The following is a 26,899-nucleotide window of genomic DNA, read 5'->3' as shown; positions in this document are numbered from 1 at the left end:
ACGGACCCGCCCCTTTCGTTTAGCTCGTTCGCGGCTTCAGCTTTCGCCGCGCGCGACCCGAGCCTCGTATTCGGGAAGCTCGATCTGGCCTTCCTTCTGCACCCGCGCCTTGTCCTCGTCCGAGATCACGTCGCCGACCATGTCGAGGCGCTTCCACAGGGCGAGCGGGGTCTCCTTGTCCGGCGTCGGCACGTACTTGTTCTGCGATACCTTCTGGTACTTGTGGATGTAGCGCGGGCAGTTGACCCAGGCCTTCGTGACCTCGATCCGCACGAGGTACTTCGCCTCGGTGTACTCGGCCATCAGGGGATCGTCGCGCAGCATCCGGGCATGACCCTGGACGCGGACCCGGTGCGGGGTCTCGAAATCGATGAACAGCAGGCCGACCTTGGCCTGTCCCTCGATGTTGCCCATCGAGTACCACATGCCGTTGCCGTCGAGGCCCGGGAAGACGAGGGTGTTGGCGTCGAGCACCTTCACGAAGCCGGTGGTGCCGCCCTTGTAGGACACTGTGGGCATGCCGTCGGGGTCGACGGTGGAGAGGAAGAACATATCCCGGCTGCCGATGAAGGCGGCTTCGTTCTCGCCGATCCTGTCCTGAACCCAGCCCGTATCCAGGCGTTCCGCGAGCTTGACGGTGTTGTACTCCTCCTGCAGCGCGCGATGCGCGTCGTAGTAGAGCGATGCCATGAGGTCCTCCGCGCTTCGACCGCTCTCAGACGGGCGGTCGTTGACGGGGATGATTGCCGGGATTTGTACCGGAGTTCAACGGGGGCGCGCGTTCCTTTTTCCCGACCGGGAAAAGAGACATCAAAAAAGCCGGCCCCGCTATCGCGGGACCGGCCCTATCGGTGCAGGTAAGGCCGGGCGAACCGGCCTCCCAATTCCGGATCAGTTCTTGGCCTTGTCGACCAGGGCCTTTTCGGAGATCCACGGCATCATGCCGCGCAGCTTGGCGCCGACTTCCTCGATCGGGTGGGCGGCGAGCTTGGCGCGTGTGGCCTTGAACGAGGTCTGGCCGACCTTGTTCTCCAGCATCCAATCGCGGGTGAACTTGCCCGACTGAATGTTGTTGAGGACGCGCTTCATCTCGGCCTTGGTCTCCGGCGTCACGATGCGCGGGCCGGTGACGTACTCGCCGTACTCGGCGGTGTTCGAGATCGAGTAGTTCATGTTGGCGATGCCGCCCTCGTAGATGAGGTCGACGATGAGCTTCACCTCGTGCAGGCACTCGAAATAGGCCATCTCGGGGGCGTAGCCACCCTCGACCAGGGTCTCGAAGCCGGCCTTGATGAGCTCGACGAGGCCGCCGCAGAGCACGGCCTGCTCACCGAACAGATCCGTCTCGCACTCTTCCTTGAAGGTGGTCTCGATGATGCCGGCGCGACCGCCGCCATTGGCCGAGGCGTAGGAGAGCCCGAGGTCGTGGGCGTTGCCGGACGCGTCCTGCGCGATGGCGATGAGGGTCGGCACGCCGCCGCCCTTGAGGTACTCGCCGCGCACGGTGTGACCGGGGCCCTTCGGGGCGACCATGAGCACGTCGAGGTCCGCGCGGGGCTCGATGAGGTTGAAGTGCACGTTGAGGCCGTGGGCGAACAGGAGGGCGGCGCCCTGCTTCATGTTCGGCGCGAGGGACTCCTTGTAGATGTCGCCCTGCAGCTCGTCGGGGGTGAGCATCATGACGACGTCGGCCTGCTTGGCGGCATCGGCGACGTTCATGACCTTGAAGCCCTCGTGCTCCGCCTTCTTGGCGGTGGCCGAGCCTTCGCGAAGCGCGATGACGATGTCCTTCACGCCGGAATCACGCAGGTTGAGCGCGTGGGCATGGCCCTGGCTGCCGTAGCCGACGATGACGACCTTCTTGCCCTTGATCAGGTTCAGGTCGGCGTCGCGATCGTAATAAACCCGCATGGCGGTACCTTCTCTTTTTTGAACATGAGTGCGCCCCGGCGCCCTCATCTGAAACAGCATCCGCGCGGCCGTGCGATCCGCGCGCTTTTAGCGAGGCGATCCCCTTGACGGAAGGGGAATTGTCGCACCGCCCCGTTCTTTGCCCCGACGCGGCCTGCGTCAGGCCGGCAATTGCAGCCCCTCACGGGCGAACACCGCCCGCACGGCGGGGCGCTGTGCCATGGCCCGGGCGTGGGCCGTCCAGGCAGGGAAACGCTCCGCCATGTCGAAGCCCAGGGCCGGGCCACGTCCCCAGGTCCAGAACAGGAGCAAGTAGGGGTCAACCACGCTGTAGCGTTCGCCCAGGGCCCAGCCGCCGTTGGAGAGCTTGACCTCGGTCATCGTGAAGAGGTCGCCGCAGGTCTCGGCGCCTTTGGCCTGAATGCCCGGATACGCCGATTCGTCGTTCGTGTAGCGCTCGGCCCGGCGGATATGCGCGTAGGCGATGTGGTGACCGGTGGAGAGCCAACCGAGCCACTCGTCGACCCGTGCCTGATCGCGCGGAACGTCGGGCCACAGGGCCGCCGCCGGATGCAGTCGTGCCACGTGGCGCAGGATGGCGGTGTTCTCGGTGAGGACCCAATCCCCCTCCACCAGGGCCGGCACGCGGCCGCGCTCATTCACGGCGAGGTACTCGGCCGCGCGCTGGTCGCCCCTGGCGAGGTCGAGCCGCACGGTCTCGAATTCCGTGCCGGTCTCCTCCAGGGCAATGTGCGCGGCGAGCGAACAGGCGCCGGGAGCGTAATACAGGGTGGTCATGTGCGGTCCTTGGCGGCGGGGCAGCGGGTCTACATGGCTTCCGAGCCGCGCCCCATGGCGGCGATGCCCGTGCGCGAGATCTCCACGAGCCCGATCACCGTCATCAGGCCAATGAAGCGGTCGATCTCCTCGGTGGTGCCGGTGACCTCGAACACGAACGAGTTCAGCGTCGCGTCGAGGGTCTTGGCGCCGAAGGCGGCGGCCAGGGTGAGGGATTCCGTGCGGTGCTCGCCCGTGCCGGCCACCTTCACGAGGCAGAGTTCGCGCTCCAGGGAGCCGCCCTGAAGGGTGAGGTCCACGACCCGGTGGACGGGGACGAGGCGGTCGAGCTGGGCCTTGATCTGCTGGATCACGGCGTCCGTGCCCGTGGTGACGATGGTGATGCGCGAGATGTGGCGCGCCACCTCCGTCTCGGAGACGGTCAGGCTCTCGATGTTGTAGCCGCGGCCCGAGAACATGCCCGAGATGCGCGCGAGCACGCCGGGCTCGTTGTCGACGATGACCGCGAGGGTATGCCGGTTGATGGGTTCGACCCGGACGGCGTCGGGGTAGTGGGTGTTCATCGCGTTCATGGCTTGCCCCAGTTTCGACTCTTCGATGTACCGCTCGTCCGGGTCCACGCTGGACCCGTTCCAAGCCGCGTGATACCGCGCCGCGCATGGACAGTCGCCAGCGCACGCTCGCCGCCGTGAGGCCCCACGGCCGGACCGGCGTCGAACTCGGCCCCCTCGACCGGCCCCTCGTGCGCCGCGACGACGGCGACATTCTCTACGCCGACCATCTTTCGACGGAAGGCCTCGCCCGCAAGTATGCCGGCCACGCCGCCGCCGGTCCGCGGGCGCGCGGTGCCCTGGTCGAAGTCGATCTCGTCCTCGAGAACCAGACCCTGGCACAGGCCCTCGGGGCGCGCGGCCCCGTGGACTACATCGTCGCCTCGCACGTCATTGAGCATCTGCCCGACGTCATCGGCTGGCTCAAGGACTGCGCCGAGGCCCTGCGCGAGGACGGCCTGCTGTTCCTCGCCGTGCCCGACATGCGCTTCACCTTCGACCGCGGACGCAGCCTGACCACGGTCGGCGACCTCGTCGCCGCCCACCTCGCCCGTGCGACCCGCCCGAGCCCGGCTCAGGTCTACGAGCACTTTTCCCGGGCGATGCAGGTCGACGCCGATGCGGTCTGGACCGGCCGTGAGACCCGCTTCCCCCTGTTCGCGGGTCACGGGCCGGAGGCCGGCCTCGAACATGCGCGGCGTATCCATGAGACGGGCGGGATGATCGACGTGCATTGCAGTGTCTTCACCCCCGACAGTTTCACGTCCGTCCTCGGCGAGGCGATCGCCATCGGGCTGGTGCCGTTCGCCTTTTCCGAGGTCACGCCGACGCAGGTCGGCGAGATCGAATTCTTCGCCCTGCTGCGCAAGTGCGACGGCGCCACGCCCGCCGAACGAGCCGCTTTCACCCCTCGGCCTGATCGGCATGCGCCCCGCCCGGCGCGTCCGGGGTGGCGCAGCCGCCTCGCCGGCACGCGCCGCCTCGCCGACACGCCCTAGGCAGCCGGGCCCGGAGGCCCGGCCGATGCCGGTTCAGACCAGCATCTTGCCTTCTTCCGAGATGATGTCGCCGATCTCCGCCCCGGTCTCGCCGAGGTAGTCCGACAGGATCATCTCGTTGTGGGCCTTGCCCGACGGGATCATCGGGAAGCAGTTCTCCTTCTTGTCGACGATGCAATCGAAGATCACCGGACCGTCGTAGTCGAGCATCTCCTGGATCGCCGCGTCGAGGTCCCCGGGCTTCTCGCAGCGGATGCCCTTGGCGCCGTAGGCTTCCGCGAGCTTGACGAAGTCGGGCAGGCTCTCGGAGTAGCTCTGCGAGTAGCGCGAGCCGTGCAGCAGCTCCTGCCACTGGCGCACCATGCCCATGTACTCGTTGTTCAGGATGAAGATCTTGACCGGCAGGCGATACTGCACCGCCGTGGACATCTCCTGGATGTTCATCAGGATCGAGGCCTCGCCGGCGATGTCGATGACGAGACCGTCCGGATGGGCGAGCTGCGTCCCGATGGCGGCGGGCAGGCCGTACCCCATGGTGCCGAGCCCCCCGGAGGTCATCCAGCGGTTCGGCTCGTCGAACTTGAAGTACTGCGCCGCCCACATCTGGTGCTGGCCGACTTCGGTGGTGACGTAGGTCTCGCGATCCTTGCAGGCCTCGTAGAGGCGCTGCACGGCATATTGCGGCTTGATGATCGTGCCCGACGGCCAGTAGGCGAGGCAGTCGCGCGCCTTCCAGGTGCGGATCTTGGCCATCCAGGCGTCGAAGCGCTCCGGGTCGGGCCGGGTCGGCAGGGCCTTCCAGGCGGCGAGCATGTCCTCCAGCACCGAGCCGCAATCGCCGACGATCCCGACATCGACCTTGACGACCTTGTTGATCGAGGAGGCGTCGATATCGATGTGGATCTTCTTCGAGAACGGCGAGAATGCGTCGAGGCGCCCGGTGATGCGGTCGTCGAAGCGGGCGCCGATGCAGACCATCACGTCGCATTCGTGCATGGCGAGGTTGGCTTCGTAGGTTCCGTGCATGCCGAGCATGCCGAGGAAGTTCTCGTCGGATGCCGGGAAGGCCCCCAGGCCCATGAGGGTCGAGGTCACCGGGAAGCCCGTCTCGGCGGCGAGTTCGCGCAGGAGCGTCGAGGCGTGTGGACCGGCATTGATGACGCCGCCGCCGGTGTAGAGGATCGGCCGGCGCGCGGTTGCCATCAGTTCGACGGCGGCCTGGATCTGACCTGCGTCCCCCTTGAAGGCCGGCTTGTAGGTCTTGTGACCGTTGCGGGTCGGGCGCTCGTAAAGGCCGCTCGCGAACTGGACGTCCTTGGGCAAGTCGATGACGACGGGGCCGGGCCGCCCGTTCGAGGCGACGTAGAAGGCCTCGTGCAGGATGCGCGGCAGATCGCTGATCGATTTGACCAGGTAGTTATGCTTCGTGCAGTGGCGCGTGATGCCGACCGTGTCGCATTCCTGGAACGCGTCCGTACCGATGAGGTGCGTCGGCACCTGGCCGGTGATGCAGACCAGGGGGATCGAGTCGAGCAGCGCGTCGGTCAGGCCGGTGATGATGTTGGTGGCACCCGGCCCCGACGTGACGAGGACGCAGCCGACCTTGCCCGACGAGCGTGCGTAGCCTTCCGCGGCATGGACCGCGCCCTGCTCGTGCCGCACGAGAACGTGCTTCAGGGTGTCCTGGTGATAGAGCGCGTCGTAGATCGGCAGCACCGCGCCGCCGGGATACCCGAACAACGTGTCGACACCCTGATCCTGAAACGCCCGGATGACCATTTCGGCCCCGGTCATGACCTCGCCGCCCATCGCTTCTGCTCCTCGAACTCTGTGCTGAAATCCGTATCGGTTCTCGTCGCGGCAACAAAAAAGGGCCCCGAAGGACCCTGCATGCGCCACCATCCGGATCGCGGTCCCTGCTGTCAGGACCGCCCCGTCGGTGGCGCTTTCGTTACGATGAGGATGACACGCATCGGGAAACCGTTCGGTCTGTCCGCTCAAAGAAGTCGCGGACTTGAATTGGTGTCGCGTGTCGTAACCGATCCGATTGCTCGGGTCAACGCGCGTCTATTCGGCGGGAACTTCGCCCAGCACGGCGCCGGTCCGTGGATCCGCGTCGAACTTCATCCGGCGACCGTCCTTGATGCCCTCGCCATCCCAATGGCCGTCATCGGCTTCGAGCTTGAGGATGTCCGTGTAGCCCGCGGCTTTCAGGGCCTGCTTGGTCTGGGCAGGTGTCAGCCAATCCGCTCCCGGATTTTCCGCGAGGGCCGACGAACCGGAACCGAGAACCAGGATGACGGCGAGTTGAATGATCCGTGGCATGAAACCTCCTGTCGATGCGACCATGCCTCTACCGGGCATGCGAACCGTGTGAGCCGGCAAGGGGACGGAGCAACGGGCGCGGGGCGTGGGCTGCGAAGGCGAGCCACCCGGTCCCGAACCGTTTGCCCGGCCGGCGATCTCCGTTCTATCTGGAAACAGGCTGCCTCACTGGGTGTCGGAGGCTTGGCCGAACCCGCCGCTCATCGTTGGACCAAGACCCTGCCCGCTACAACAGCCTTTCTCATCCTCGATGTCGCGGGTGTTCCCTGCGCCCTGGCTCGGACGGCCGTGCGCGAAGTGCTGCCGCTGCCCGATCTGCATGCGCCCCCGGCCGCCGGCGGTCCTCTGGCGGGTTTTCTCGACCTCGGCGGTACGCCCGTGCCCGTGATCGATCTCGCCCGCCTCCTCGGCCTGCCCGCACGGGACGGCGCCCAGGCCGACGATCCCTATCGCCATCTCGTTCTCGGCGCGGAGGCCGCCATCGCTTTCCTTGTCGACCGCGTCGACGACCTCGTTGTCGTGCCCGATGGGGCGATCCGGCCCGTGGCCGAGGCGCGGACCCTCAACGGATGCGTGGCGGCCGAGATCGCCCTCGGCGACCGCATGGTCCATGTGCTCGATCCCGCACGCCTGCTCGACGCCGAGGAACGTCAGCGCCTGGAGGATTTCACCCGCGCCGTCGCCGAACGCCGCGCGGCGTTCCGGCCCCCGCTTGCATGAGGCGGCCCGCCCCGTCCGGCCTCCACGCCGATCCGGCCTTCCCCGCCCTCAAGGCGCGGATCATCGCGCGGACCGGCCACCACTACTACAGCGACAAGGACGATCTCCTGTCGGATCGCCTGCGCAAGCGCTTCAAGGCCAATGCTCTGCAGGACGCCGCCTCCTATCTCGTGCTGCTCGACGACCGGAGCCGGGGCCCGGCCGAATGGGCCGCCCTGGAGGCGGAAATCACCATCGGCGAGACGTTCTTCTTTCGCTACGCCGAGCAGTTCGCCGCCCTGCGCAGCACGATTCTGCCGGGCCTCATCGCGGCCCGGACCCACGAGCGCAGCCTGACGATCTGGAGTGCCGGTTGCTCGACGGGGGCCGAGCCGTATTCCCTCGCCATCCTGCTGCACGAACTCCTCGGGCCCGCCCTGCCCGATTGGCGCATCGCCATCACGGGGACCGACATCAGCATCGCCGCCCTGGCCACGGCGCGCTCCGGCCTCTACGGGCGCTGGGCCCTGCGAACCCTGCCGCCCGAAGAGCGCCTGCGCTACTTCGCCCCCGGACCGATCCAGCCGGGGCCGGGCCGCGAGGGCACCTACACCCTGCGCCCCGAATATCGCCGCATGGTGCGGTTCGAGCGTCGCAACCTGATGGATCTCATCGACGGCTCCGCCCCGCCCCAACCCGAGGCGTTCGATCTGATCCTATGCCGTAACGTGCTGATCTATTTCGAGGCGGAGGTCGTGCTGGGCATCGTGCGCAGTCTCGGGCGGCGCCTGCGGCCCGACGGCTGGCTTCTCATCGGCCATGCCGAGCCGAACCCGGCCTTCGCGCAGACCCTGGACGCCGTGAACCTGCCCGGCACCGTCGCGTATCGTCCGTACGGTTCGGGCGAACCCGGCCCGGCGGTTGAGGCAATTGTCCCGACCGCGTGGCAGCCCGCCCTCCCCTGGATGGAGGGGGACATCCCCAGCGCCGATCCGCATGGAGCGCCCGACGCACCACCGAGCTCCGAAGCCGTGGCAGCGCGGGAGCCGGAGGTGAGAACCTGGACGGCGGACCGGGACGGTCCTTCGAACGGCGACGCCGCGTCCATTGAGGGTTCAAGCAACAATCTCGCCGAGATTCGCGCCCTAAGCGATACCGGCGCAACAGGCGAAGCCTGGCGCAGGGTGCGGGCGGCCCTTCGCGCCGCCCCCATGGAGGCGGCCCTGCATTACTACGAGGGCCTCCTCGCCCGTGCCCTGGGGCGCGAGGCGGAGGCCGAGGGGGCGCTGCGCCGCGCCCTCTACCTCGATCCCGGCTTCGTCATGGCCCATTACCAGCTCGGCCTCCTCCTCATCGCCCTGTCGCGGCCGCAGGAGGGCGGGCGCTTCCTCGACAATGCCATCCGCCTCGGACAAACCCTGCCCGTGGGCGCCAGCCTCGCCGAGTCCGACGGAATCGGGCCACGGGACCTGGCGCAGAGCGCGGCCCTCGCCCGCTCCGCCTTGAGATGAACGGTTCGATGACGCCCACCGCCGAAAGCCTCCGCCGCCAAGCCTTGCGCCAGGCCAGGACCCGCGCCCTGGCCGGGCGGGCCCGCGCCGCGACGCGCCAGACGCCGATGCGTCCGTTCCTCGTCTGCACCTGCGGCGGCGACCGCTACGGCCTGCCCCTGTCGCAGGTGTCTCAGGTGCTGCCCGGCCGGCCCATCACCGCCGTGCCGGGCGCCCCCGCCGCCGTCCTCGGCGCGATCGCCGTCTCGGGGCGGGTGCTGAGCGTGCTCGCCCTGGCCCGCGCCCTCGGACGCAGCAGCGTCACGGATTCCGGTGCCGGACATCTCGTGATCCTCCGCGGCAGTGCCGTGGCCCTGGCCGTGGACCGGGTGGAAGGGCTGGCCTCCGTCGCGGTCTCCGATCCGGACCGACCCGCCTCCGGCGACAACTTCCTCGACCCGGCCGCCGCGGGTTTGAGCACCGAGGCGGTTTCGGGCTATGCCCCGGCACGGGCGGGTGCCGGGGACGAGCCCGGCTTCGTCGCCGTCGATCTGCCGTGCCTCCTGAGGCGCTATCTGCCCTGACGTGACCCGTCCGGGAGCGTCCGTTTTCTTGGAGCTTGAGCCAGCCTGTGTCGATCTCCATCGGAAAGCGCATCCTCCTCGGCTTCGTCGCCATCACGGTGGTGGTCCTGGCCCTCGGGCTCTTCGCCCTCGACCAGATCAGCGCCGTGCGCGAGAACATGAACACCATCGTCAAGCGCGACCTGACGGTGGCGCGTCAGCTCGACGATCTCGGCAACAAGGCCCGGGACATGGGGCTCCTGCGGCGCAATGCGGCGATGACGGCGCTCATGCGCACCCGGGCGGAGTCGGAGCTGTCCCAGATCACGGAGACCTGGCGACGTGTCGCCCAGGAAGCCGAGGGGCTTTTCGGCGCCATCGTCCAGACGACCGGCGGTTACGCCACCACGGCCCCCTCCCCGTTGCGGGCGGCGGCGTGGAGGAAACTCGCCGACACAACGGGGGCGGCCGCCAACGATTTCCGACAGCTGCGCGCGGTGAGCGAGCCTCAGTTCGCCGCCATCGCGGCGCGGAACACGGAAGCCATCGAGGCGCAGAACGAGACGATCAACCGGATGCAGGACGTGGTCCTCGCCGACATCGACCGCGCCCGCGAGGTTCTCGACGAGGGCATCGCCGCCGGCCAGCAGCGATCCAGCGAAATCTACGAACGCAGTCTGTGGTCCGTGATCCTCACCCTGGGCGCCAGCGTGCTGCTCAGCATCCTGGTCACGGGGCTGATCCGGCGTGGCGTCGTCAAGCCCCTGGAAGACGTGATGGCCTTCGCCGAGCGCGTCGGCGGCGGCGACCTCTCGGGCCGGCTCGAGGCGCGGGGCAGCGACGAGATCGCCCGTCTCGGGCAGACCCTTAACGGGATGGTCGGCGGGCTCGCCGATCTCGCGCGCACCAACCGCGCCGCGACGGCGGACCTCAACGCGGCGGCGGCGGAGATCCGTGCCTCGGCCCAGGAACAGGCCGCTTCCGTCGAGGAGCAATTCGCCGCCGTGCAGGAGACGGCGGCCACCGTCGACGAGATCACCCATTCGGGTGCGCAGATCGGCAAGCGCGCCGGCGAGGTGATCGCGACGGCGCAATCCACGGCCCAGACCTCGCGGGCGGGCCTGCGCGCCGTGGCCGACACCGCCCGGGCCATGGAGGCGATTCGCGAGCAGGCGGAAGCGGTCGCGGGCAACATCGTTGCGGTTTCGGAGAAGACACAGGCCATCGGCGACATCATCACCACCGTCAACGACATCTCGGAGCGCACGCATCTCCTCGCCCTCAACGCCGCCATCGAGGCGGCGGCGGCGGGCGAGAGCGGCCGGAGCTTCGCCATCGTGGCCTCGGAGATGAAGCTCCTGGCCGATCAGGCCAAGGCGGCGACGGGGCAGGTCCGAACGATTCTCGGCGAGATCCAGCGTGGCATCAACACGTCGGTGATGCTCACGGAGGAGGCGGTCAAGCGCGCCGCCGCCGGCAAGGCCCGCTCGGATACGACGCAGCGGACCATCGAGGAGATCACCGCCAAGGTCGAGGAGAGCGTCCAGACCTTCCAGCAGATCGTCGCCTCGACGAACCAGCAGCAACTCGGCATCGAGCAGGTGATGGGCGCCCTCCAGAACATCCGGCAGGCGAGCCAGCAGACGGCCGCCGGTACCCGCGAGGTCGAGGCGGCGTCGGCCAATTTGACCGAGCTGGCCCAGGCCTTGATGACCCTGGCCGAGCGCTATCGCCATTGACGGTTTTCGCCACGCGAACCTGGACTTCATCCATGACAAAGACATGGTTAACGAAGGGCTTGAGGCTGGCTCCGCACCTGCGGAAACCGGCGTAGGGCGGCGAACCGGCATCACCGGATGGACATCCGCCAACTCCTCCTCGCGGCCTTCGAGGTCGAACATCGCGAGCATATCGACGCGATCCGCGCCGCCTTGGCCGGCAGCGCGGAAGCCCGCGACTGGAACGACGTGTTCCGCCGGGCGCACAGCCTGAAGGGCGCCTCGCGGGCCGTCGACCTGCCGCCGGTGGAGGCCGTGGCCCATCGCCTGGAGACCCTGTTCGACCGCGTCGTGGAAGGGGGCGGGACCCTCGACCGGGCGGCGGAGGCGGCGGTTCACCTCGCCCTGGACCGGATCGAAGCCTATGTCGGCGGTCTCACCGACGGGGTCGGTACGCCGATGCCGGACGACGCCCTGCGGGCCCTCGACCGCTGTCTCGATTCCGAGAGTCCCGTTCCACCGCCGGAGGAGACACCCTCCCGGGCGGCCGACGCCCCGCCGCCGCCCGTCACGGCCCCCGCCCCTCCCGCCTCCCCCGCGCCCGAGCCGTCCCCCGAGGCGGGTGCGCTCCTGCGCGTGCCGGCAGAGGCCGTCGAGGGCCTGACGCGGGCGAGCCACGAACTCGCCAGTGCCCTCGGCGACGAGGCTGCCTGGGCCGAAGGCCTCGCGCGACTGACCCGGCGGGCGGCGGATCTCGGCGTCGCCGCCGAGCGCCTGCGCGGGACTGCGAAGGCCGGAACGGATCTGCGCGCCTTCGAGACGGACCTCCTCGCCCTGGCCCGGGAGGCGGCGGACCTGTCGCGCCTGCGCCTGCGCGTATCCTCCGCCGTCGAGGCGGCGGCGGCCCGGATCGCCGAGCAGGCCGAGCGCCTCGCCCTGGTGCCGGCGGAGACGGTGTTCGGCGGTTTCCCCCGGGCCCTGCGCGACCTCGCCCGCGAGGGCGGACAGGACATCACGGTCCAGACCACCGGCCTCGACCTGCCCGTCGAGCGCTCGATGCTCCAGGCCCTGAAGGACCCGGTTCTGCATGCCTTGCGCAATGCCCTGAGCCACGGAGCCGAGCCGCCCGGCGCACGCGCGGCGGCAGGCAAGCCGCTGGCCCTCGGCATCGGCCTCGACGTCGCCGTCCGGGGCGCGCGCGTCGTCATCGCGGTCCACGACGACGGGCGCGGTCCGGATCTCGAGGCGGTGGCCGCGGCGGCCCGCCGCCGTGGGCTCGCCGCCCCGGACGACGACCCCGAGGCGCTCCTCGCCCTGGTGTTCGAGGCGGGACTCTCGACGGCGGCGCAGGTCGACACCCTGTCGGGACGCGGCATCGGCCTTTCCGTGGTGGCCGACGCCGTCCGGCGCCTGGGCGGGCACGTGCGCCTCGCCCCCCGTTCCCCCTGGGGCACCAGCCTCACCATGAGCCTGCCGCTTTCGGCGGCCCGACGCCCGATGATTCTCGTCGATGCCGGAGGCGCGACCTACGCCCTGCCGAGCGCCGCCGTCGAGCGGGTGATCCGGTTCGACGGGCGGGACCTCGACCGTGCCATGGGCCGGCCCGTGCTGCGGGTTGCCGCCGAGGGGGGCGAGGACGCGGTCCTGCCGCTCCTGGCCTTGCGCGACCTCCTGGGGCGGGCCGAGGCACCGCCCGAGGCGGGCGAGCGCGGCGTCGGCCTCGTCCTGCGCGCCGGGGCGCGGCGGGTGGTCCTCGCCGTCGAGGCCCTGCGCGAGGTCCGCACCCACCTCGTCCTGCCGGCCCCACCCATCGGAGCCGATCCGGAGGTCATCGCCGGCACGGTGATCCTCGGTGACCGGCCCGTTCTCGTCCTCGAACCGGAGGGCCTCGTCGCCCGCACGGTGGAGGCGGGAGCACGGGGTGGGCCCGATGCCGCGCCGCCCCGCGACGCGCTCGGGGGAACGATCGGGTTGGCGTCACGTTCAGCGAGCCTCACCACCATCCTGGTCGTCGATGACTCCATCACCACGCGCACCCTGGAGAAGGGGATCCTGGAAGCGGCCGGCTACCGCGTCGTGGTCTGCGTCGACGGGCAGGACGCCATCGAGCGCCTGCGCGCCGGCATCGAGCCCATCGCCCTCGTCCTCGCCGATGTCGAGATGCCGCGCCTCGACGGCTTCGGGCTGCTCAAGGCCATCCGGGCGGAGGAGTCCCTCGCACGCCTGCCGGTCATCCTCATGACCTCGCGGGGCGATGCCGAGGACGTGGCCCGTGGCCTCGACCTCGGGGCCGACGCCTACCTCACGAAGCAGACCTTCGACCAGCGCCGCCTCCTCGACACCATCGAGCAATTGCTGTGACCGGGACCCCGACCGCCCAGAATCCAACCGCCCCTATTCCGCGGGTGCGGGTGATGCTCGTCGAGGATTCCCTCGTCGTCCGTCAGCTCCTCATCCACATCGTCGGACGCGATGCCCGCCTCGAGATCGTCGCCGCCGTCGCCTCGGGCGAGGAGGCGCTGGCCACCATCGCGGCCACCCGGCCGGATGTGATCTCCATGGATATCCGCCTGCCGGGCATCGACGGCCTCGAGACCACGCGGCGGATCATGGCCGAGACCCCGACGCCCATCGTGGTGGTGGCCGATGCCGTCGAGGATTCGTCCCTGCGCATCTCCATGAACGCCCTCAGGGCCGGCGCCCTCTCGGTGGTGGAGAAACCCGTCGCCACCACCCACGCGGGCTACGAGGCCGTGGCAACGGAAATCTGCACGCAGCTGCGCATCATGGCCGCCGTCCCGGTCATCCGCCGCCGGCCCATCGGCTCGGAATGGGCCGGACGAGTGAGCGACTTCAGCGCGCCCGCCCCCGTGCCCATCTCGGCGGCGGCGAGCGTGGTCGCCATCGCCGCCTCCACGGGCGGTCCCCCAGCCCTCGCCCGCGTCATCGGGGCCTTGCCGCAGGATTTTCCCCTGCCGGTCCTCGTGGTGCAGCACATGGGCCCGGCCTTCATGGAAGGCTTCGCGGCCTGGCTTAATGGCGTCGTCGGTCTCGGCGTCGCCGTGGCGCGTGACGGGGAGCGGCCGGAGGCGGGGCGGGTCTACGTCGCCCCGGGCGACCGCCACCTCGAACTGGCGCCGGGCGGAGGCCTGCGCATCACCGACGCCGACCCCGTCGGCGGCCAGCGCCCCGCCGCCACCGCCCTGTTCCGCTCCCTCGCCCGCCATGCCGGTCCGCGCGGCGTCGGCGTGCTTCTCACCGGCATGGGCGAGGACGGGGCCACCGGGCTCCTCGACATGCGCCGCGCCGGGGCCACCACCGTGGCCGAGGACGAGAGCACCGCCGTGGTCTTCGGCATGCCGGCCGCCGCCATCCGGATGGGCGCCGCCGGCCACGTGCTGCCCCTCGACCGGGTGGCGGCCCACCTCGCCCGGCTCGTCGCCGGGGGGCCGACGCGGTGAGTGCGGGCGCGCGCCTCCTCCTCGTCGAGGATTCCGAGACCCAGGCCCTCGAACTGCGCCTGCTGCTCGAAGCCCAGGGCTTCGCGGTCGAACGCTGCGCCACGGCGGAAGCAGCCCTCGACCATCTCAACACCCGCCTGCCCGACCTCGTGGTCGCCGACCATCACCTGCCCGGCATGAACGGCGACGAGTTCGCCCGCCAGCTGCGTCTGTCCCTGCGCACCCGCGCCCTGCCCCTTCTCATGCTGACGGGCGCGCGCGACGGCGAGCGCCAGGGGCTGGAGAGCGGCGCCGACGCCTATGTGGCGAAATCCGCCGACCGCGACATCCTCGTCCTGCGCATCCGCGCCCTCCTGCGCGAGCGCCAGGGCGGCGGCTCCGAGGCGCCCGGCGCCTCGGGCTTCCGGCGCGGGCGCGTCCTCGTCATCGACGGCAGCGCCACCTACCGCACCTTCCTGGCCGGTCTGCTGGCACATGAAGGCCACCTCGTTAGCACCGCCGAGGGCACCGAGGCGGCCCTCGCCGCCCTCGACGCGGACGGGGCGGCCTTCGACTGCGTCACCGTCGATCTCCTCGGCCCGGCCTATGACGGGCTCGAACTCTGCCGTGCCATCGATGCCCGCCGGGCCGCCGACCTCGCCGCCCGCGAGGCCGGAACGCCGACCTTCCACGTGGTCGGGATCGCCGGCAGCAGCCCGGCCAAGGATTTCCTCGTGGCCGCCTTCGCGGCGGGCGCCGACGACGTGGTGTCGAAGGTCGACGGCGACGTGCTGGTGATGCGGGTGCGCAGCCTCGTGCGGCGCAAGCTCCTGGAAGAGGACAACCGGCGCATCGCCGGCGAATTCGGGGCGCGCGAGCGCGCCCTGGAGCGGGCGCGGGCCGAGGCCGAGGCGGCCGAGGCTCGCGCCGCCCTCGCCGGCGCGCTGGAGCGGGCCAACGCGGATCTCGCCACCGCCAACCGCAAGCTCACGGATGCCCAGGCCAAGCTCGTCCAGGCCGCCAAGATGGCCTCGCTCGGCGAACTCGTCGCCGGCATCGCCCACGAGATCAACAATCCACTCGCCTTCATCCTGGCCCACCAGGGCACCGTCGAGCGCCTGCTGGGCGAGGTGATCGCGGCGCCGGGCGACGCCGACGCCGAGCGCCGCCTCAGGAAGTGCGGCGACCGCGTCGGCGCCATGCGGATGGGGCTCACCCGCATCCAGGACCTCGTCCTGAACCTGCGCAAGTTCTCGCGCCTCGACGAGGGCGAGCGCACCCTCGTCAATGTCCCGGAGGCCATCGAGACGGTGCTCGCCCTGATCCAGCACAAGCTCGGCGACCGGATCGCCGTCCGCTGTACCTTCGCGGGCCGCCCCGAGATCCACTGTACCCCGGCGCTCCTGAACCAGGTGGTGATGAACATCCTCGGCAACGCCGCCGACGCCATGCCGGAGACCGGCACCATCACGATCCTCACGGCGAGCACCGACGAGGCCGACGAGATCCGCATCTCGGACAGCGGACCCGGCATTCCCGAAGCTCTGCGGGAGAAGATCTTCGAGCCGTTCTTCACCACGAAGCCCGTGGGCGCCGGAACCGGCCTCGGCCTCGCGATTGCCTACTCGGTCGTACAGGCGCATAGCGGCTCCCTCACGGTCGAGGGCGCTCCGGGCGGCGGAGCCTGTTTCATCATCGGCATTCCCCGGCAGGCGCGGTGAGCATGTCCAAAGGCACGATCCTGGCCGTCGACGACGAGCCCGACATCCTCATCGCCCTCGAGGATCTGTTCGAGGACGAGTACCGGGTCCTCACGACCTCGAAGCCGGCCGAGGCCCTCGACATCCTGGCCGCCGAGCCCGACATCGCCGTCATCGTCTCCGACCAGCGCATGCCCGGCATGACCGGCGACGCCATGCTGGCCCAGGCGCGCGGCCTGCACGACGCCCAGGCGATCCTGCTCACGGGCTACGCCGATATGAGTGCCGTCATCGCCGCCCTCAATCGAGGCGGTATCACCGGCTACGCCACCAAGCCCTGGGATGCCGACCTCCTGCGCGGCGCCGTGCGTCAGGCTTACGAACGCCACCGCCTCGGTCGAGAACTCGCCACCGAGCGCGCCCTGCTCATGGGCCTTCTCGACCACTCCGCGGATGCCATCGCGTTCAAGGATGCGGACGGCCGGTTCGTGCGCCTCAACGCCCGCAAGGCCGAGGCCCTGGGGCGAAACGTGGCCGAGTGCCTCGGGCGGACGGAGGACGCCCTGCGGGCCGAGGCCGGATCCGATCCGGGGACCGAGTCGGCGGCGGCCGACATGGCCGCCATCGACTCGGCGCAGCCCACCGACACCCTCGTGGCCACGGGCGAGCCGGGTTTGGAGCGCTGGAGCCAGGTGGTCCGCGTGCCGATCCGGGCGGCGTCCGGCGCTGTTGCGCATCTCGCCACCATCGAGCGCGACGTGACGGAGCAGAAGAGCCTCGAGGCGCGCCTGCGCCAATCGGACAAGATGCAGGCCCTGGGCACCCTCGCGGGCGGCATCGCCCACGACTTCAACAACCTGCTCACGGCGATCCTCGGCAGCCTCGAGCTCGCCACCCCGAAGATCGCCGACCAGCCGCGCGTGCTGCGCCTCGTCACCAACGCGACGCAGGCGGCCCAGCGCGGCGCGACCCTGACGAAGCGCCTCCTCGGCTTCAGCCGCTCGCGCGACCTCAGGCCCCGGGCCGTCGACCTCAACGGCCTCATCGCCGGCATGGGTGAGCTGCTGAGTGGAAGCCTCGGCGGCCTCGTGAGTCTGACGACGCTGCTCGATCCCTCCGAACCCGCCGCCTGCGTCGATCCCGATCAGCTCGAACTGGCGATCCTCAACCTGTGCATCAACAGCCGGGACGCCATGCCGGAGGGGGGCGGCATCGTCATCTCGACCCGGATCGCGGCACTCGTCGACGATCCCGACCTGCCCGACGGCGACTACGTCGCCATCGCGGTGGCGGATACCGGCACGGGCATCCCTCCGGCGATCCTGCAGCGGGTGTGCGAGCCGTTCTTCACCACCAAGGCCCTGGGCCAGGGCACGGGGCTCGGCCTCGCCATGGTGTTCGGCCTCGCCCAGCAATCGTCCGGACGCCTGCGCATCACCAGCGAGGTCGGCGGCGGTACCCAGGTCGAGCTGCTCCTACCCCGGGCCGAGGCCGCAGTGGCGGACGAGATCGCGGACGAAGCCACCATCCCCGTGGCGACCCAGGCCGCCCGCATCCTCGTGGTCGACGACGACGCCGAGGTGCGGCACGTGACGGCCTCGTTCCTGAACACCTTCGGCTACGCCGAGAGCGAGGCGGCGGACGGAGCTTCCGCCGTGATTCTGATGGAGCAGTCCCGCTTCGACCTCGTGGTGGCGGATCTCGCCATGCCGGGCATGACCGGCGTCGAACTCGCCGAGATCGTGCGGGCCCGCTGGGCCGACGTGCCCGTGCTCATCCTCACGGGCCACGCCGAGGCGATCCCGATTCCCGCCGATCTGCCGGTGCTGCGCAAGCCATTCGAATCCGGAGACCTGGCGGCCGAAGTTTCCCGCCTTCTGCGCCCCGCCGCCTGATCCGGCGTTCGCTTGCCCGAGACGGCCGCCGGATCACGAGGCCCGAGCGACGCCGAACGCCGCCGTTCCGAACGAGTCGACGGACGTTCGCATAGCCTCGGGGGCGTTGCCCCCCGGGCGTAATCGGGCCAAAGCACTTCCATCCTCACGACAGCCGACAGAGCCCCCGTGCCGCCTCCTCCCTCCCAGTTGCAGACCCTGCTGCCCGATCTGGGTCAGCGCGTGCTCGTCATGGGCATCCTCAACGTCACGCCCGACTCGTTCTCGGACGGGGGGCGTTTCTCCGATCCGGAGCCCGCGCGCGCGCAAGCCGAGACGCTCGTCGCCGAGGGCGCGGCCCTCATCGACATCGGCGGGGAATCGACCCGGCCGGGCCACACGCCCGTTTCGGCCGAGGAGGAACAGGCCCGGATCCTGCCGGTAATCCGCGATCTGGCCGGGCGCCTGGCCGTGCCGATCTCCATCGACACCTACAAGGCGTCGACGGCTCGCGTCGCCCTGGCGGCCGGCGCCCGCATCGTCAACGACGTCTGGGGCCTCCAGCGCGAGCCCGACATTGCCCGCGTCGCCGCCGATCATGGCGCGCCCGTGATGGTGATGCACAACCGCGAGACCGTCGACCCGGAGATCGACATCGTCGCCGACATGCTGCGCTTCTTCGAGCGCTCCCTCGCCATCGCCCGCAACGCCGGCATCCGCGACGCCGATATCGTCCTCGATCCGGGCATCGGCTTCGGCAAGAGTTGGGCGCAGCACCTCGAAGCCCTGCGGCGCCTGCCCGAGATCGTGGCGCTGGGCTTTCCCGTCCTCGTCGGCGTCTCGCGCAAATCCCTCCTCGGACGGCTGCACGACACCGAGACGAAGCCCGTGGACCGGCTGTTCGGCTCCGTGGCGAGCCACGTGCTCGCCGCTACCCTCGGCGCGGGAATCGTGCGCGTCCACGACGTCGCCCCCCATGTCGACGCCCTGCGGGTGGTGGATGCGGTGATGAGGCCGGTTCGATGAGCGACCGCATCCTCGTCCAGCGCATCGCGGTCTTCGCCTATCACGGCCTCCTCGACGAGGAGGCGCGCCTCGGCCAGCGCTTCTACATCTCTCTCGACTGCCGCCTCGACCTCGCCCCCGCGGGCCGCAGCGACGCCGTCGACCGCACCGTAAGCTACGCCGACCTCACCGAGATCGTCACCCGCGTCGCGACGCAGCGGCGCTTCGCCCTCATCGAGGCTCTGGCGGAGGCCATCGCCGCCGAGATCCTCGCGCATCACCCCCTCGTCGAGTCCCTGAGCGTGCGGGTGGACAAGCCGAGCGCGCCGGTGCCGGCCGTCATCGAGGGCGTCGCCATCGAAATCACCCGGCACCGGGCCGGGGGCGCTTCGTGAAGGCGGCGTATCTCGGCCTCGGCAGCAACATCGGCGACAAGGCCGCCACCCTTGCCGAGGCGGTGGCGCGCCTTGCCGTGACACCGGGCATCCGCGTCACCGCGCGCTCGGCCGACTACCGTACGCCGCCCTGGGGCGACACCGACCAGGACTGGTTCCTCAACGCAGCGCTGGGCGTCGAGACTACGCTGTCGCCGCACGCCCTCCTCGAGGCGGGCCTCGCCATCGAGACCGCCATGGGCCGTGTGCGCGAGCGCCGCTGGGGGCCGCGCGTCATCGACATCGACGTCCTCTCCTATGCGGGCGCCACCATCGCCGACGAGCGCCTCGTCCTGCCGCACCGCTTCGTGCGCGAGCGGGCCTTCGTTCTCGTGCCCCTGGCCGAAATCGCCCCCCACCTGGTGATCGGTCCCGAGACGGTTGCACAGGCCTTGGCCAAGCTCGACACCACCGGGATCGAGCGGAACCCGGCATGAAAAAGCCGGGGCGCGTGGGCGTCCCGGCTGTTTGCAAGATCAGGGCTTTGTGGGTTCGAGGAGTTTGTTGCCTTCCTCTTCGAGGAGCGGCACGTCGAAGTCCCGCAGTACCGTCTCGATGTCGGTGCGGCGCTTGCGCAGGATCGTGTTGAGGGTCCGCTTCCAGTCGTTCTCCTCCATCCGCACCCCGAGGGCGATGCGGAAGGTGAGCGGCGGCCGGTCGGGCTCTTCGAGGAGCGGCACCACCACCATGGGAACGCCGCTCTGTTTCGCCAGCCAGCCGGCGGCCGGCCCCCACAGGATCGCCGCGTCGATGCGCTTCTCGGCCAAGTCCGCGATGACCTCGGCCGCGATGGTCTGGTGCTTGCGCGCCGGATCGAGCTGGTAGGGCGCGTAAGCCTTCATCGTGCTAACGAGACCGAGTTCACCCATCCGGTTCACCGGCGGCGTGCCGCCGATGACGCCGATGGCTTTGCCCTTGAGGCGGGGATCGTCGAGTCGCGTCACCCCGTCGAGCTCGCCCTTGCGCGTGACCAGGGTGTAGGCCGAGCGATAGTACGGGTTGGTGTGCTGCACGAGTTCGCCGCCGGACGCCGACCCCATGATGACGTCGCACAAACCGGTTCCGAGGGTGTTGCGTACGAATCCCGGCCCCTGCGTCAGCCAGTAGTACCGGACCTTGACCTTCAGCTCCTCGGCGATGATCGCCGCGATCCTGTTCTCGAACCCGTCCTCCTTGCGCTCGGAGAACGGCATGTTGCCCGGATCGCCGCAGACGCGGAGCGTGTCCGTCGTGACGAGATCGGGCAGCGATTGTGCCAACGCGGATCGCGCCCCTGCCGTGGTGAGCAGGAGCGCGAGGGCGAGGCCGGTTCGGGCTCTGAAGCGGATCATCAGCCGCCCAGGCACTCCTTCTCGGCCGTCCGGGCAGCCTCAGGCTTCTCTTCTTTGTCCGTCGGCCGGATGCGCGGCATCGCGCCGGAGGCGCGGGCCTTCAGGTAGACGTAGAGGTCGTCGGCATAGCACATGACGTTCTTGTTATCGCCGAAGGCGGGCATGACCCGCTCCTGGCCGGCTTGGGAGTCGCGCTTGCCGCCGGCGAGGATGCCGATGAACTCCTCGTAGTTGATGGTCTTGAGCGAATCCTTCAGGGCCGGTGCATAGGTCGAGCCCATGGCGTCGGGACCGTGGCAGACGTGGCACTCGGCATGGTAGCGGCGGTAACCCGAATAGGCATACCAGTCGAACTTCTTGCCATCATTGGTGATGTGGAAGGTCGGATGGCCTTCCTTGTCGAAATATTTGCCGTCTTCCACTTTCACGGCCGCGAAGTTGTCGATCAGCTTCTGATCCTTGTCGAGCGCGTTGGGGTCGAGCTGATTGGCGAGCGCCGGATCTGCCTTCTTCGCATCTTCGGCATGGACCACGAAGGTCGAGACGGACACGAGTGCGAGGGCGGCCACGAACGGACGAATGACGGCTCTGTTGATAGTATACAACGACGTTTCTCCCGGGAACGCAACGTCGGCCTTCGGGCCGCGCAGCTCACGTATAATTTGTCTAATCCTAACCAGAAAGGTGCCGGCGCGGAAATCCGCGCCGGCACCCTATTCTTTCAAACTACCTGCGACCGATTAGTTCGGCAGCGAGAAGACGGTCAGCTGACCACCGAGGTTGGTGTAGTTCGACAGGGCGGCGTAGCCACCCACCGCGCCGAGACCGGCGTTCGGGTCGGTCAGGCCGGCCGCGAGGCCGATGCCGGCCCAGCCACCAACACCCGACAGGATGCCGACGTACTGCTTGCCCTTGTGGCTGTAGGTCATCACGTTGCCGATGATGCCCGACGGGGTCTTGAACTTGTAGAGTTCCTTACCCGTCTTGGAGTCGACAGCCTTCAGGTAGCCTTCCAGGGTGCCGTAGAACACCACGTCACCAGCGGTGGCGAGGGCGCCGGACCACACCGAGAACTGCTCGGGGTTGGACCACTTGATCTGACCCTTCACGCCGTCCCAGGCGATGAAGTTACCCATGCCACCGTGGCTGTTGGGGGCCGGGTACATGGCCAGGGTCGCACCGACGTAGGGCTGACCGGGGGTGTAGGACACCCGGAACGGCTCGTAGTCCATGCAGACGTGGTTGGTGGGCACGTAGAACAGGTTGGTCTTCGGCGAGAACGCAGCAGGCTGCTGGTCCTTGGTGCCGAGGGCCGCGGGGCAGATACCCTTGGAGTTGGTATCCTCACCGTTCTGCTCGGTGGAGTACTTGGCCTGGACCAGCGGGCGACCGTAGTTCTTGGAGCCCTTGTCCATGTCGACCTTGGAGGCCCAGTTCACCACCGGATCGAACTTCTCGGCGACCAGGAGCTCGCCAGTGGCGCGATCGAGGGTGTAGCCGAAACCGTTACGGTCGAAGTGGGTGAGGAGCGGACGATCCTTGCCGTCAACCTTCTGATCCGTGAGGATCATCTCGTTGATGCCGTCGTAGTCCCACTCGTCGTGCGGGGTCATCTGGTAGACCCACTTGGTCATGCCGGTATCGGGGTTACGAGCCCAGATGGTCATGGACCACTTGTTGTCGCCCGGACGCTGCTTGGGGTTCCAGGTCGAGGGGTTGCCCGAGCCGTAGTACATCAGGTCGAGCTTGGGATCGTAGGAGAACCAGCCCCAGGTGCAACCGCCACCGGTCTTCCACTGGTCGCCTTCCCAGGTCTTGATCGAGGAGTCCTTGCCGACGGGCTTGCCCAGCGACGTGGTCTTCTCGGGGTCCATGATCAGCTGATCGTCGGTGCCGACGGAGTAGCCGCGCCAGACCTTCTTGCCGGTCTTGGCATCGTAGGCGGTGACGTGGCACTGCACACCGAACTCGCCGCCGGAGATACCGACGATGATCTTGTCCTTCACGGGCAGGACGGTGGCGGTGTTGGTCTCACCCTTCTTGGGGTCGCCGTTGACGACGGACCAGTTCACCTTGCCGGACTTGGCGTCGAGGGACACGACGGTGGTGTCGGCCTGATGGAGGATGATATTGCCGTCGGCGTAGGCGAGACCACGGTTGACCGTGTCACAGCACATGACCGGGATGACGCTCGGGTCCTGCTTCGGCTCGTACTTCCAGACGATCACGCCGTCCTTGTCGAGGTCGAGGGCGTAGACGATGTTCGGGAAGGGGGTGTGGACGTACATCATGTTGCCGACGACGAGGGGCGAACCCTCGTGACCGCGCAGAACGCCCGTCGAGAACGTCCAGGCCACCTGGAGCTGCTTGACGTTGCTGGCGTTGATCTGGTCGAGCTTGGAATAGCGGGTGTTGCCGTAGTCGACGGTCTGGAGCACCTGCTCGGCCGGGTTGGCCGTGCGCTTCAGGACGTCTTCGTTGGCGAGGACCGGGGCAGACGCCACCAGGCCGGCGCCGAGTGCGAGAAGGTGAACCGCTCTCATGCATTCCTCCGACAAGTCTTGACACCCCGCATCCACGTCTCATGCGATGAGCGGATGCCGATGCGACCTGCTGTTTGCGACGGGATATGTTGCGCTTCCGTAGCGGGGGATCGGTTGGAGCCAGGCCCGAGGACCCTTTTCCATCCGGTCTGACCGGGGACCGCTATCCCTTTGCGGCGCCCCTCGAAACCGAAGCTTGAATGAACTCTAAGAAAAATCGCCGTCGCGTCAACTCAGTTTATGTGAGTTTCCTGAGGCTAGCTTGCCGCGAATGCGAGCGCAGTCTTGGTGAACGCATATCGATGCTGCAGCGCAAACAATGTTGCGGCGCAAAAAAAAGACTTCTGTTACCAAAGCTTTTTGAAAGGACGTCGATTTCGCATGTGTCTTGTGCATGAGGGTCGGATTGCGGCAGATCGCTCTGCGCTGTAGGCGGGACTCGTCGGTCAAATCATATAGGTGCGCCGTCCTAAGAAACGTTATCTGGTATTCCAGCACGATAATACAAATAACCGTTGCGGGCCCGTCTCGCGCAGACGCTGGAAAAAATCGTCGAGTCGGATCGTGACGGGCGAAGATGCGTTGTCTCGCCGCATGGTTTCGCCACCGGGGTTTTTTGCGGGATGAGGCCCGCTCCGGTACCGCAGGGCAGGACGCGTCGAGGCGGTGTCCCCGGCGCCTGCGATGCGCGGCCGTGCCATCGGGCCGGGCGCGATCCGCGCCAACTGCAAATCCGGTATGGGTAGCGGGGCCGGAGCCGCGAGCTGGCCGGAAATCGGCGAACGCCGTCCGGAAACTCCTCTAAGGCATCGTCCCGAAAGGTGGCCTTCGGCTTTCGGGAAAGGACGATGCGCTAGACGGCAATGATTCCGGGATAGTGGGAAGCGAGATCGGCCCGGGTCGTCTCGGCCCAGACCCGGTCCCGCGCGTCGCGCGGCCGGTCGAGGGCTACCGTGGCGACGAGGCTCGCTGGTCGGGCCGAGACGAGGACGAGGCGGTCGGCAATGGCGATGGCCTCGGCGACGTTGTGGGTCACCATGAGCACGCCGACCCCGGTATCCGCGACGCTGTCGACAACGAGGCCGCGCAGGGCCGCCGCCGAGGCGTCGTCGAGGGAGACGAACGGCTCGTCGAGGATAAGGATGCGCGGTGTCTGCGCCAGGGCCCGCGCCAGGGCGACGCGACGCTGCATGCCGAGGGATAGGGCGCCGGGATAGCGGCCCCGCCACGGAGTGAGGCCCAGGGACTCGAACAGGGTGTCGAGGGGGCGTTGCCGCTCTGGGCGCGGCAGGGCGAGCCGCACGTTCTGCTCGACGGTGCGCCAGGCGAGAAGACGCGGCTCCTGAAACACCATGGCGATGCCGGCGGTGTCCGGAGATGGGGTGACGTGGCCGTCGAAGGCGGTGTCGAGGCCGAGCAGGATGCGAAGGGTCGTGGTCTTGCCCGCCCCGGAAGGGCCGATGAGGCAGGTGATCGCGCGGGTGGGGACGCAGAAGGCGAGATCGCGCACCGCCTCGACGGGCTCGGGCCCGCCGGCGCCGTAGACCTTCGCACGGATCTCGACGGTGAGGGCGGTCCGGTCCGCCTCGGAGCTATCGCCAGCGACGGACATGGGCTTCGAGGCGCTGGAGGACGAGGATGTCGATGGCGATCATCACGCTCATGAACACGACGCTGTAGCCGACGATGGCCGCCACGTTCAGGCTCTGGACGAAGTAGTAGTTGATGGCGAAGCCCACCCCGTTGGGGCGGCCGAGCAGCTCGATGACGAGGACGATCTTCCAGGCGAGCGACAGGCCGGAGCGGGCCGCCGCCACGGCGAAGGGCTGGAGCTGGGGCACCAGCACGTGGGCGATCCAGGTGCGGCGGTCGAAGCGGTAGGTCCGCGCCATCTCCTCGAGCTGCGGATCGAGGCCGCGGGCTCCCTCGCGCAGGATCACCGCGACGTTGGGCAGCTTGTTGAGGACCACGGCCAGCACCGCCGCGCCCTCGTTGAGGCCGACCCAGATGTAGGCCAGCACGGTGATGACGAGGGCCGGTGTGTTGAGGAGGACGAGGAGCGGCGTGTCGAGGACGAGGTTGAGGCGGCGCGAGCGCCCGAGGGCGATGCCCAGCAGCACGCCGAGCACCATGGCGATCACGAAGGAGACGCCCACCCGCGTGAGCGTGATGCCGACGTTCCACCACAGGTCGCCCGACGCGGACTCGCTGGCAATGAACGCGAGGATCGCGCCGGGCGACGGCAGCAGCCGCGAGCCGGCGGCCGTGGCGGCGGCCTGCCACCCGGCCAGCAGGACGAGGACCGAGACGAGACGGGTCGCGAACCCCATGCTCTTAAGACCGCGCCGGGGTGCGGCCGGCGGCGTCAGCCATTCGTCGTGCCGTCGTAGTAGAGGCGCGGCGGCAGGGTGAGACCGGAGCCGACGAGACGCTCGCCGCCGAGCTTGGCCAGCACGCCGTAGAGGCGCTCGCCGTCGGCGCGCTCCACGGACAGAGGCCGGCGCGGGATGCCTGCCAGAAAATCGCGCTTCAGGGCCTCGAAGGTCGCCTCGTCCTCGACCGCCATCAGGGGGCGGACCACGTCCCAGGCGGAGGCATCGCTGGCGAGGATCTCCTTGGCAGCCTTCGAGGCGCGGGTGAAACCGGCCACGGCCTCGGGCTTGGCGACGAGGGTCTCGCCGTCGAACAGGTACCCGATGAGGGCCATGGAGCCCGTGGCCCCGAAGGCCCGCATGATGTCGTCGGAGCCGATGAGGCGCCGGAAGCCCTTCGGCTCCAGGCGGGCGCAATAGGTCCAGTACAGGAGCCCGGCATCGAGCTCGCCCTGCTCGAGCTTCAGCGCCAGCAGCGGCGGCGCACCGAACGCGACGGTGGCCTGAGTCTCGAGGTCGAGGCCGGCGGTGTCGCGGGCCTGGGCCTTCAGGAGGAGCCAGTTCTTGTCGAGGGGCCCGCCGGCCACGCCGAGGCGCTTGCCCTTGAGATCCTTCAGGGAGGTGATGGCGCTGCCCCCAGGCACCATGAGGGACCCCTCCGTGGTGGAATAGGGGAAGAACCGCACGCCGCGGCCCTCATTGCCGAGGCGGGCCGCCCAGAGCAGGTCGCCCACGATGGTGTCGACCTGTCCGCCCTGGAAGGCGATGCGGGCGGCGTCGTTGCCCGCGAGCTTGATCACGTCGAGGGTGAAGCCATTGGCCGTGTCGAGGCCGCGTGCCTTGATCACCGCGGCCTCCCACGAGACCGTGCCGAAGGGCAGGCTGCCGACCGAGACTTTCGGAGTGTTCGCCCGAGCCTGCCGGCCGGCCAGGGGCAGCAATGCCGCCGTCGCGAGCAATCCGCGCCGTGACAGCATAGGCGTCTCCTCCTGCGGCATTCCGGGCCCCTCGCCTCTCCGGTGCGGAGAGCGGCGGTCTCTTGAGAATTTCAATAGAAGGTCTCGCTTCGGCCGTCCACCGGCGCGGCCGCCGGCCCCCTGAGACCAATCGGCCCGTCGCGGCCCCGCTTGCACCGCTCCCGCGCCCG

24 protein-coding genes are annotated in these 26,899 nt (G+C 69.1%); 12 read left to right on the top strand and 12 right to left on the bottom strand.

Annotation, left to right across the window (positions count from 1 at the left end):
• Nucleotides 1–36 precede the first annotated feature (36 nt).
• The 4 genes from MFF01_RS16385 to ilvN form a co-directional block, all read right to left on the bottom strand.
• Nucleotides 37–690 carry a pyridoxamine 5'-phosphate oxidase family protein gene (locus tag MFF01_RS16385; RefSeq protein WP_238227073.1) on the bottom strand — a complete coding sequence of 218 codons (654 nt, stop codon included), beginning with the start codon at nt 688–690 and terminating at the stop codon, nt 37–39.
• A gap of 201 nt (nt 691–891) precedes the next feature.
• Entirely contained in the window at nt 892–1,959 is a 1,068-nt protein-coding gene (ilvC, locus tag MFF01_RS16380) for a ketol-acid reductoisomerase (protein ID WP_283207201.1), read from the bottom strand.
• Nucleotides 1,960–2,070: 111 nt separating this feature from the next.
• Nucleotides 2,071–2,709: a glutathione S-transferase family protein gene (locus MFF01_RS16375; protein ID WP_238227071.1), complete on the bottom strand. Its 639-nt coding sequence runs from the start codon at nt 2,707–2,709 to the stop codon at nt 2,071–2,073.
• Between the two features lie 29 nt (nt 2,710–2,738).
• Nucleotides 2,739–3,281 carry an acetolactate synthase small subunit gene (gene ilvN / locus MFF01_RS16370; protein WP_238227070.1) on the bottom strand — a complete coding sequence of 181 codons (543 nt, stop codon included), beginning with the start codon at nt 3,279–3,281 and terminating at the stop codon, nt 2,739–2,741.
• Between the two features lie 86 nt (nt 3,282–3,367).
• On the opposite strand from ilvN, the gene MFF01_RS16365 reads away from it, so the two are divergent.
• On the top strand, nt 3,368–4,258 hold the full coding sequence (locus tag MFF01_RS16365; RefSeq protein ID WP_238227069.1) for a methyltransferase domain-containing protein: 891 nt from the start codon (nt 3,368–3,370) through the stop codon (nt 4,256–4,258).
• A 33-nt stretch (nt 4,259–4,291) separates the two neighbouring features.
• Here the strand turns inward: MFF01_RS16365 and MFF01_RS16360 are convergent, their stop codons facing one another.
• Together MFF01_RS16360 and MFF01_RS16355 are read right to left on the bottom strand one after the other, a co-directional pair.
• A complete protein-coding gene (locus MFF01_RS16360; protein WP_238227068.1) occupies nt 4,292–6,067 on the bottom strand; it encodes an acetolactate synthase 3 large subunit in 1,776 nt (591 codons plus the stop codon).
• A gap of 258 nt (nt 6,068–6,325) precedes the next feature.
• Nucleotides 6,326–6,583, bottom strand: a complete 258-nt coding sequence (locus MFF01_RS16355; RefSeq protein WP_238227067.1) for a PepSY domain-containing protein — start codon at nt 6,581–6,583, stop codon at nt 6,326–6,328.
• Nucleotides 6,584–6,766: 183 nt separating this feature from the next.
• Between MFF01_RS16355 and MFF01_RS16350 the strand changes: the two genes are divergently transcribed.
• The 11 genes from MFF01_RS16350 to folK all read left to right on the top strand — a co-directional run bounded on the left by MFF01_RS16350 (nt 6,767) and on the right by folK (nt 19,943).
• Nucleotides 6,767–7,303, top strand: a complete 537-nt coding sequence (locus tag MFF01_RS16350; RefSeq protein ID WP_238227065.1) for a chemotaxis protein CheW — start codon at nt 6,767–6,769, stop codon at nt 7,301–7,303.
• On the top strand, nt 7,300–8,793 hold the full coding sequence (locus MFF01_RS16345; protein ID WP_238227062.1) for a CheR family methyltransferase: 1,494 nt from the start codon (nt 7,300–7,302) through the stop codon (nt 8,791–8,793). The genes MFF01_RS16350 and MFF01_RS16345 overlap by 4 nt, the downstream gene beginning before the upstream one ends.
• Before the next feature lie 8 nt (nt 8,794–8,801).
• Entirely contained in the window at nt 8,802–9,356 is a 555-nt protein-coding gene (locus tag MFF01_RS16340; RefSeq protein ID WP_238227061.1) for a chemotaxis protein CheW, read from the top strand.
• A 47-nt stretch (nt 9,357–9,403) separates the two neighbouring features.
• Nucleotides 9,404–11,074 (top strand): methyl-accepting chemotaxis protein, encoded by a 1,671-nt coding sequence (locus MFF01_RS16335; protein WP_238227059.1) that lies wholly within the window; start codon nt 9,404–9,406, stop codon nt 11,072–11,074.
• 117 nt (nt 11,075–11,191) lie between these two features.
• Nucleotides 11,192–13,414: a hybrid sensor histidine kinase/response regulator gene (locus tag MFF01_RS16330; RefSeq protein ID WP_238227057.1), complete on the top strand. Its 2,223-nt coding sequence runs from the start codon at nt 11,192–11,194 to the stop codon at nt 13,412–13,414.
• Between the two features lie 53 nt (nt 13,415–13,467).
• Nucleotides 13,468–14,514 (top strand): chemotaxis-specific protein-glutamate methyltransferase CheB, encoded by a 1,047-nt coding sequence (gene cheB, locus MFF01_RS16325; protein ID WP_238227081.1) that lies wholly within the window; start codon nt 13,468–13,470, stop codon nt 14,512–14,514.
• Nucleotides 14,511–16,214, top strand: coding sequence for a response regulator (locus MFF01_RS16320; protein WP_238227055.1), 1,704 nt, complete (start codon nt 14,511–14,513; stop codon nt 16,212–16,214). Before cheB ends, MFF01_RS16320 begins: the two co-directional genes overlap by 4 nt.
• A 2-nt stretch (nt 16,215–16,216) precedes the next feature.
• A complete protein-coding gene (locus tag MFF01_RS16315) occupies nt 16,217–18,088 on the top strand; it encodes a response regulator (RefSeq protein ID WP_238227054.1) in 1,872 nt (623 codons plus the stop codon).
• 231 nt (nt 18,089–18,319) lie between these two features.
• The gene (gene folP / locus MFF01_RS16310) at nt 18,320–19,093 is read left to right on the top strand and encodes a dihydropteroate synthase (RefSeq protein ID WP_238227080.1); all 774 of its coding nucleotides are present in this window, start codon (nt 18,320–18,322) and stop codon (nt 19,091–19,093) included.
• The gene (gene folB / locus MFF01_RS16305; RefSeq protein ID WP_238227052.1) at nt 19,090–19,467 is read left to right on the top strand and encodes a dihydroneopterin aldolase; all 378 of its coding nucleotides are present in this window, start codon (nt 19,090–19,092) and stop codon (nt 19,465–19,467) included. The genes folP and folB overlap by 4 nt, the downstream gene beginning before the upstream one ends.
• A complete protein-coding gene (folK, locus tag MFF01_RS16300; protein ID WP_238227050.1) occupies nt 19,464–19,943 on the top strand; it encodes a 2-amino-4-hydroxy-6-hydroxymethyldihydropteridine diphosphokinase in 480 nt (159 codons plus the stop codon). Before folB ends, folK begins: the two co-directional genes overlap by 4 nt.
• 39 nt (nt 19,944–19,982) lie before the next feature.
• Here the strand turns inward: folK and xoxJ are convergent, their stop codons facing one another.
• The 6 genes from xoxJ to MFF01_RS16270 form a co-directional block, all read right to left on the bottom strand.
• Nucleotides 19,983–20,837: a rare earth element methanol dehydrogenase accessory protein XoxJ gene (gene xoxJ / locus MFF01_RS16295; RefSeq protein ID WP_238227048.1), complete on the bottom strand. Its 855-nt coding sequence runs from the start codon at nt 20,835–20,837 to the stop codon at nt 19,983–19,985.
• Nucleotides 20,837–21,442 (bottom strand): c-type cytochrome, methanol metabolism-related, encoded by a 606-nt coding sequence (locus tag MFF01_RS16290; protein ID WP_290346083.1) that lies wholly within the window; start codon nt 21,440–21,442, stop codon nt 20,837–20,839. The genes xoxJ and MFF01_RS16290 overlap by 1 nt, the downstream gene beginning before the upstream one ends.
• Before the next feature lie 135 nt (nt 21,443–21,577).
• Nucleotides 21,578–23,380, bottom strand: a complete 1,803-nt coding sequence (gene xoxF1 / locus MFF01_RS16285) for a lanthanide-dependent methanol dehydrogenase XoxF1 (RefSeq protein ID WP_238227046.1) — start codon at nt 23,378–23,380, stop codon at nt 21,578–21,580.
• Nucleotides 23,381–24,233: 853 nt separating this feature from the next.
• Entirely contained in the window at nt 24,234–24,992 is a 759-nt protein-coding gene (locus MFF01_RS16280; RefSeq protein ID WP_238227045.1) for an ABC transporter ATP-binding protein, read from the bottom strand.
• Nucleotides 24,973–25,710 (bottom strand): ABC transporter permease, encoded by a 738-nt coding sequence (locus tag MFF01_RS16275; RefSeq protein WP_238227044.1) that lies wholly within the window; start codon nt 25,708–25,710, stop codon nt 24,973–24,975. The genes MFF01_RS16280 and MFF01_RS16275 overlap by 20 nt, the downstream gene beginning before the upstream one ends.
• 35 nt (nt 25,711–25,745) lie before the next feature.
• Complete coding sequence (locus tag MFF01_RS16270; RefSeq protein WP_238227043.1) at nt 25,746–26,729, bottom strand: ABC transporter substrate-binding protein; 984 nt, start codon at nt 26,727–26,729, stop codon at nt 25,746–25,748.
• Between the last annotated feature and the right edge of the window lie 170 nt (nt 26,730–26,899).

Source organism: Methylobacterium adhaesivum (assembly GCF_022179065.1).
GTDB classification, from domain to species: domain Bacteria; phylum Pseudomonadota; class Alphaproteobacteria; order Rhizobiales; family Beijerinckiaceae; genus Methylobacterium; species Methylobacterium adhaesivum.
This window is presented reverse-complemented; position numbering and strand designations above follow the sequence as displayed.

What these genes read in the sequence shown, in the direction of transcription:
- MFF01_RS16385 (WP_238227073.1), bottom strand. Translation starts at nt 690, where the DNA reads ATGGCATCGCTCTACTACGACGCGCATCGCGCGCTGCAGGAGGAGTAC.
- ilvC (WP_283207201.1), bottom strand. Translation starts at nt 1,959, where the DNA reads ATGAGGGCGCCGGGGCGCACTCATGTTCAAAAAAGAGAAGGTACCGCC.
- MFF01_RS16375 (WP_238227071.1), bottom strand. Translation starts at nt 2,709, where the DNA reads ATGACCACCCTGTATTACGCTCCCGGCGCCTGTTCGCTCGCCGCGCAC.
- ilvN (WP_238227070.1), bottom strand. Translation starts at nt 3,281, where the DNA reads ATGAACGCGATGAACACCCACTACCCCGACGCCGTCCGGGTCGAACCC.
- MFF01_RS16365 (WP_238227069.1), top strand. Translation starts at nt 3,368, where the DNA reads ATGGACAGTCGCCAGCGCACGCTCGCCGCCGTGAGGCCCCACGGCCGG.
- MFF01_RS16360 (WP_238227068.1), bottom strand. Translation starts at nt 6,067, where the DNA reads ATGGGCGGCGAGGTCATGACCGGGGCCGAAATGGTCATCCGGGCGTTT.
- MFF01_RS16355 (WP_238227067.1), bottom strand. Translation starts at nt 6,583, where the DNA reads ATGCCACGGATCATTCAACTCGCCGTCATCCTGGTTCTCGGTTCCGGT.
- MFF01_RS16345 (WP_238227062.1), top strand. Translation starts at nt 7,300, where the DNA reads ATGAGGCGGCCCGCCCCGTCCGGCCTCCACGCCGATCCGGCCTTCCCC.
- MFF01_RS16340 (WP_238227061.1), top strand. Translation starts at nt 8,802, where the DNA reads ATGACGCCCACCGCCGAAAGCCTCCGCCGCCAAGCCTTGCGCCAGGCC.
- MFF01_RS16330 (WP_238227057.1), top strand. Translation starts at nt 11,192, where the DNA reads ATGGACATCCGCCAACTCCTCCTCGCGGCCTTCGAGGTCGAACATCGC.
- cheB (WP_238227081.1), top strand. Translation starts at nt 13,468, where the DNA reads ATGCTCGTCGAGGATTCCCTCGTCGTCCGTCAGCTCCTCATCCACATC.
- MFF01_RS16315 (WP_238227054.1), top strand. Translation starts at nt 16,217, where the DNA reads ATGTCCAAAGGCACGATCCTGGCCGTCGACGACGAGCCCGACATCCTC.
- folP (WP_238227080.1), top strand. Translation starts at nt 18,320, where the DNA reads ATGGGCATCCTCAACGTCACGCCCGACTCGTTCTCGGACGGGGGGCGT.
- folB (WP_238227052.1), top strand. Translation starts at nt 19,090, where the DNA reads ATGAGCGACCGCATCCTCGTCCAGCGCATCGCGGTCTTCGCCTATCAC.
- xoxJ (WP_238227048.1), bottom strand. Translation starts at nt 20,837, where the DNA reads ATGATCCGCTTCAGAGCCCGAACCGGCCTCGCCCTCGCGCTCCTGCTC.
- xoxF1 (WP_238227046.1), bottom strand. Translation starts at nt 23,380, where the DNA reads ATGAGAGCGGTTCACCTTCTCGCACTCGGCGCCGGCCTGGTGGCGTCT.
- MFF01_RS16280 (WP_238227045.1), bottom strand. Translation starts at nt 24,992, where the DNA reads ATGTCCGTCGCTGGCGATAGCTCCGAGGCGGACCGGACCGCCCTCACC.
- MFF01_RS16275 (WP_238227044.1), bottom strand. Translation starts at nt 25,710, where the DNA reads ATGGGGTTCGCGACCCGTCTCGTCTCGGTCCTCGTCCTGCTGGCCGGG.
- MFF01_RS16270 (WP_238227043.1), bottom strand. Translation starts at nt 26,729, where the DNA reads ATGCTGTCACGGCGCGGATTGCTCGCGACGGCGGCATTGCTGCCCCTG.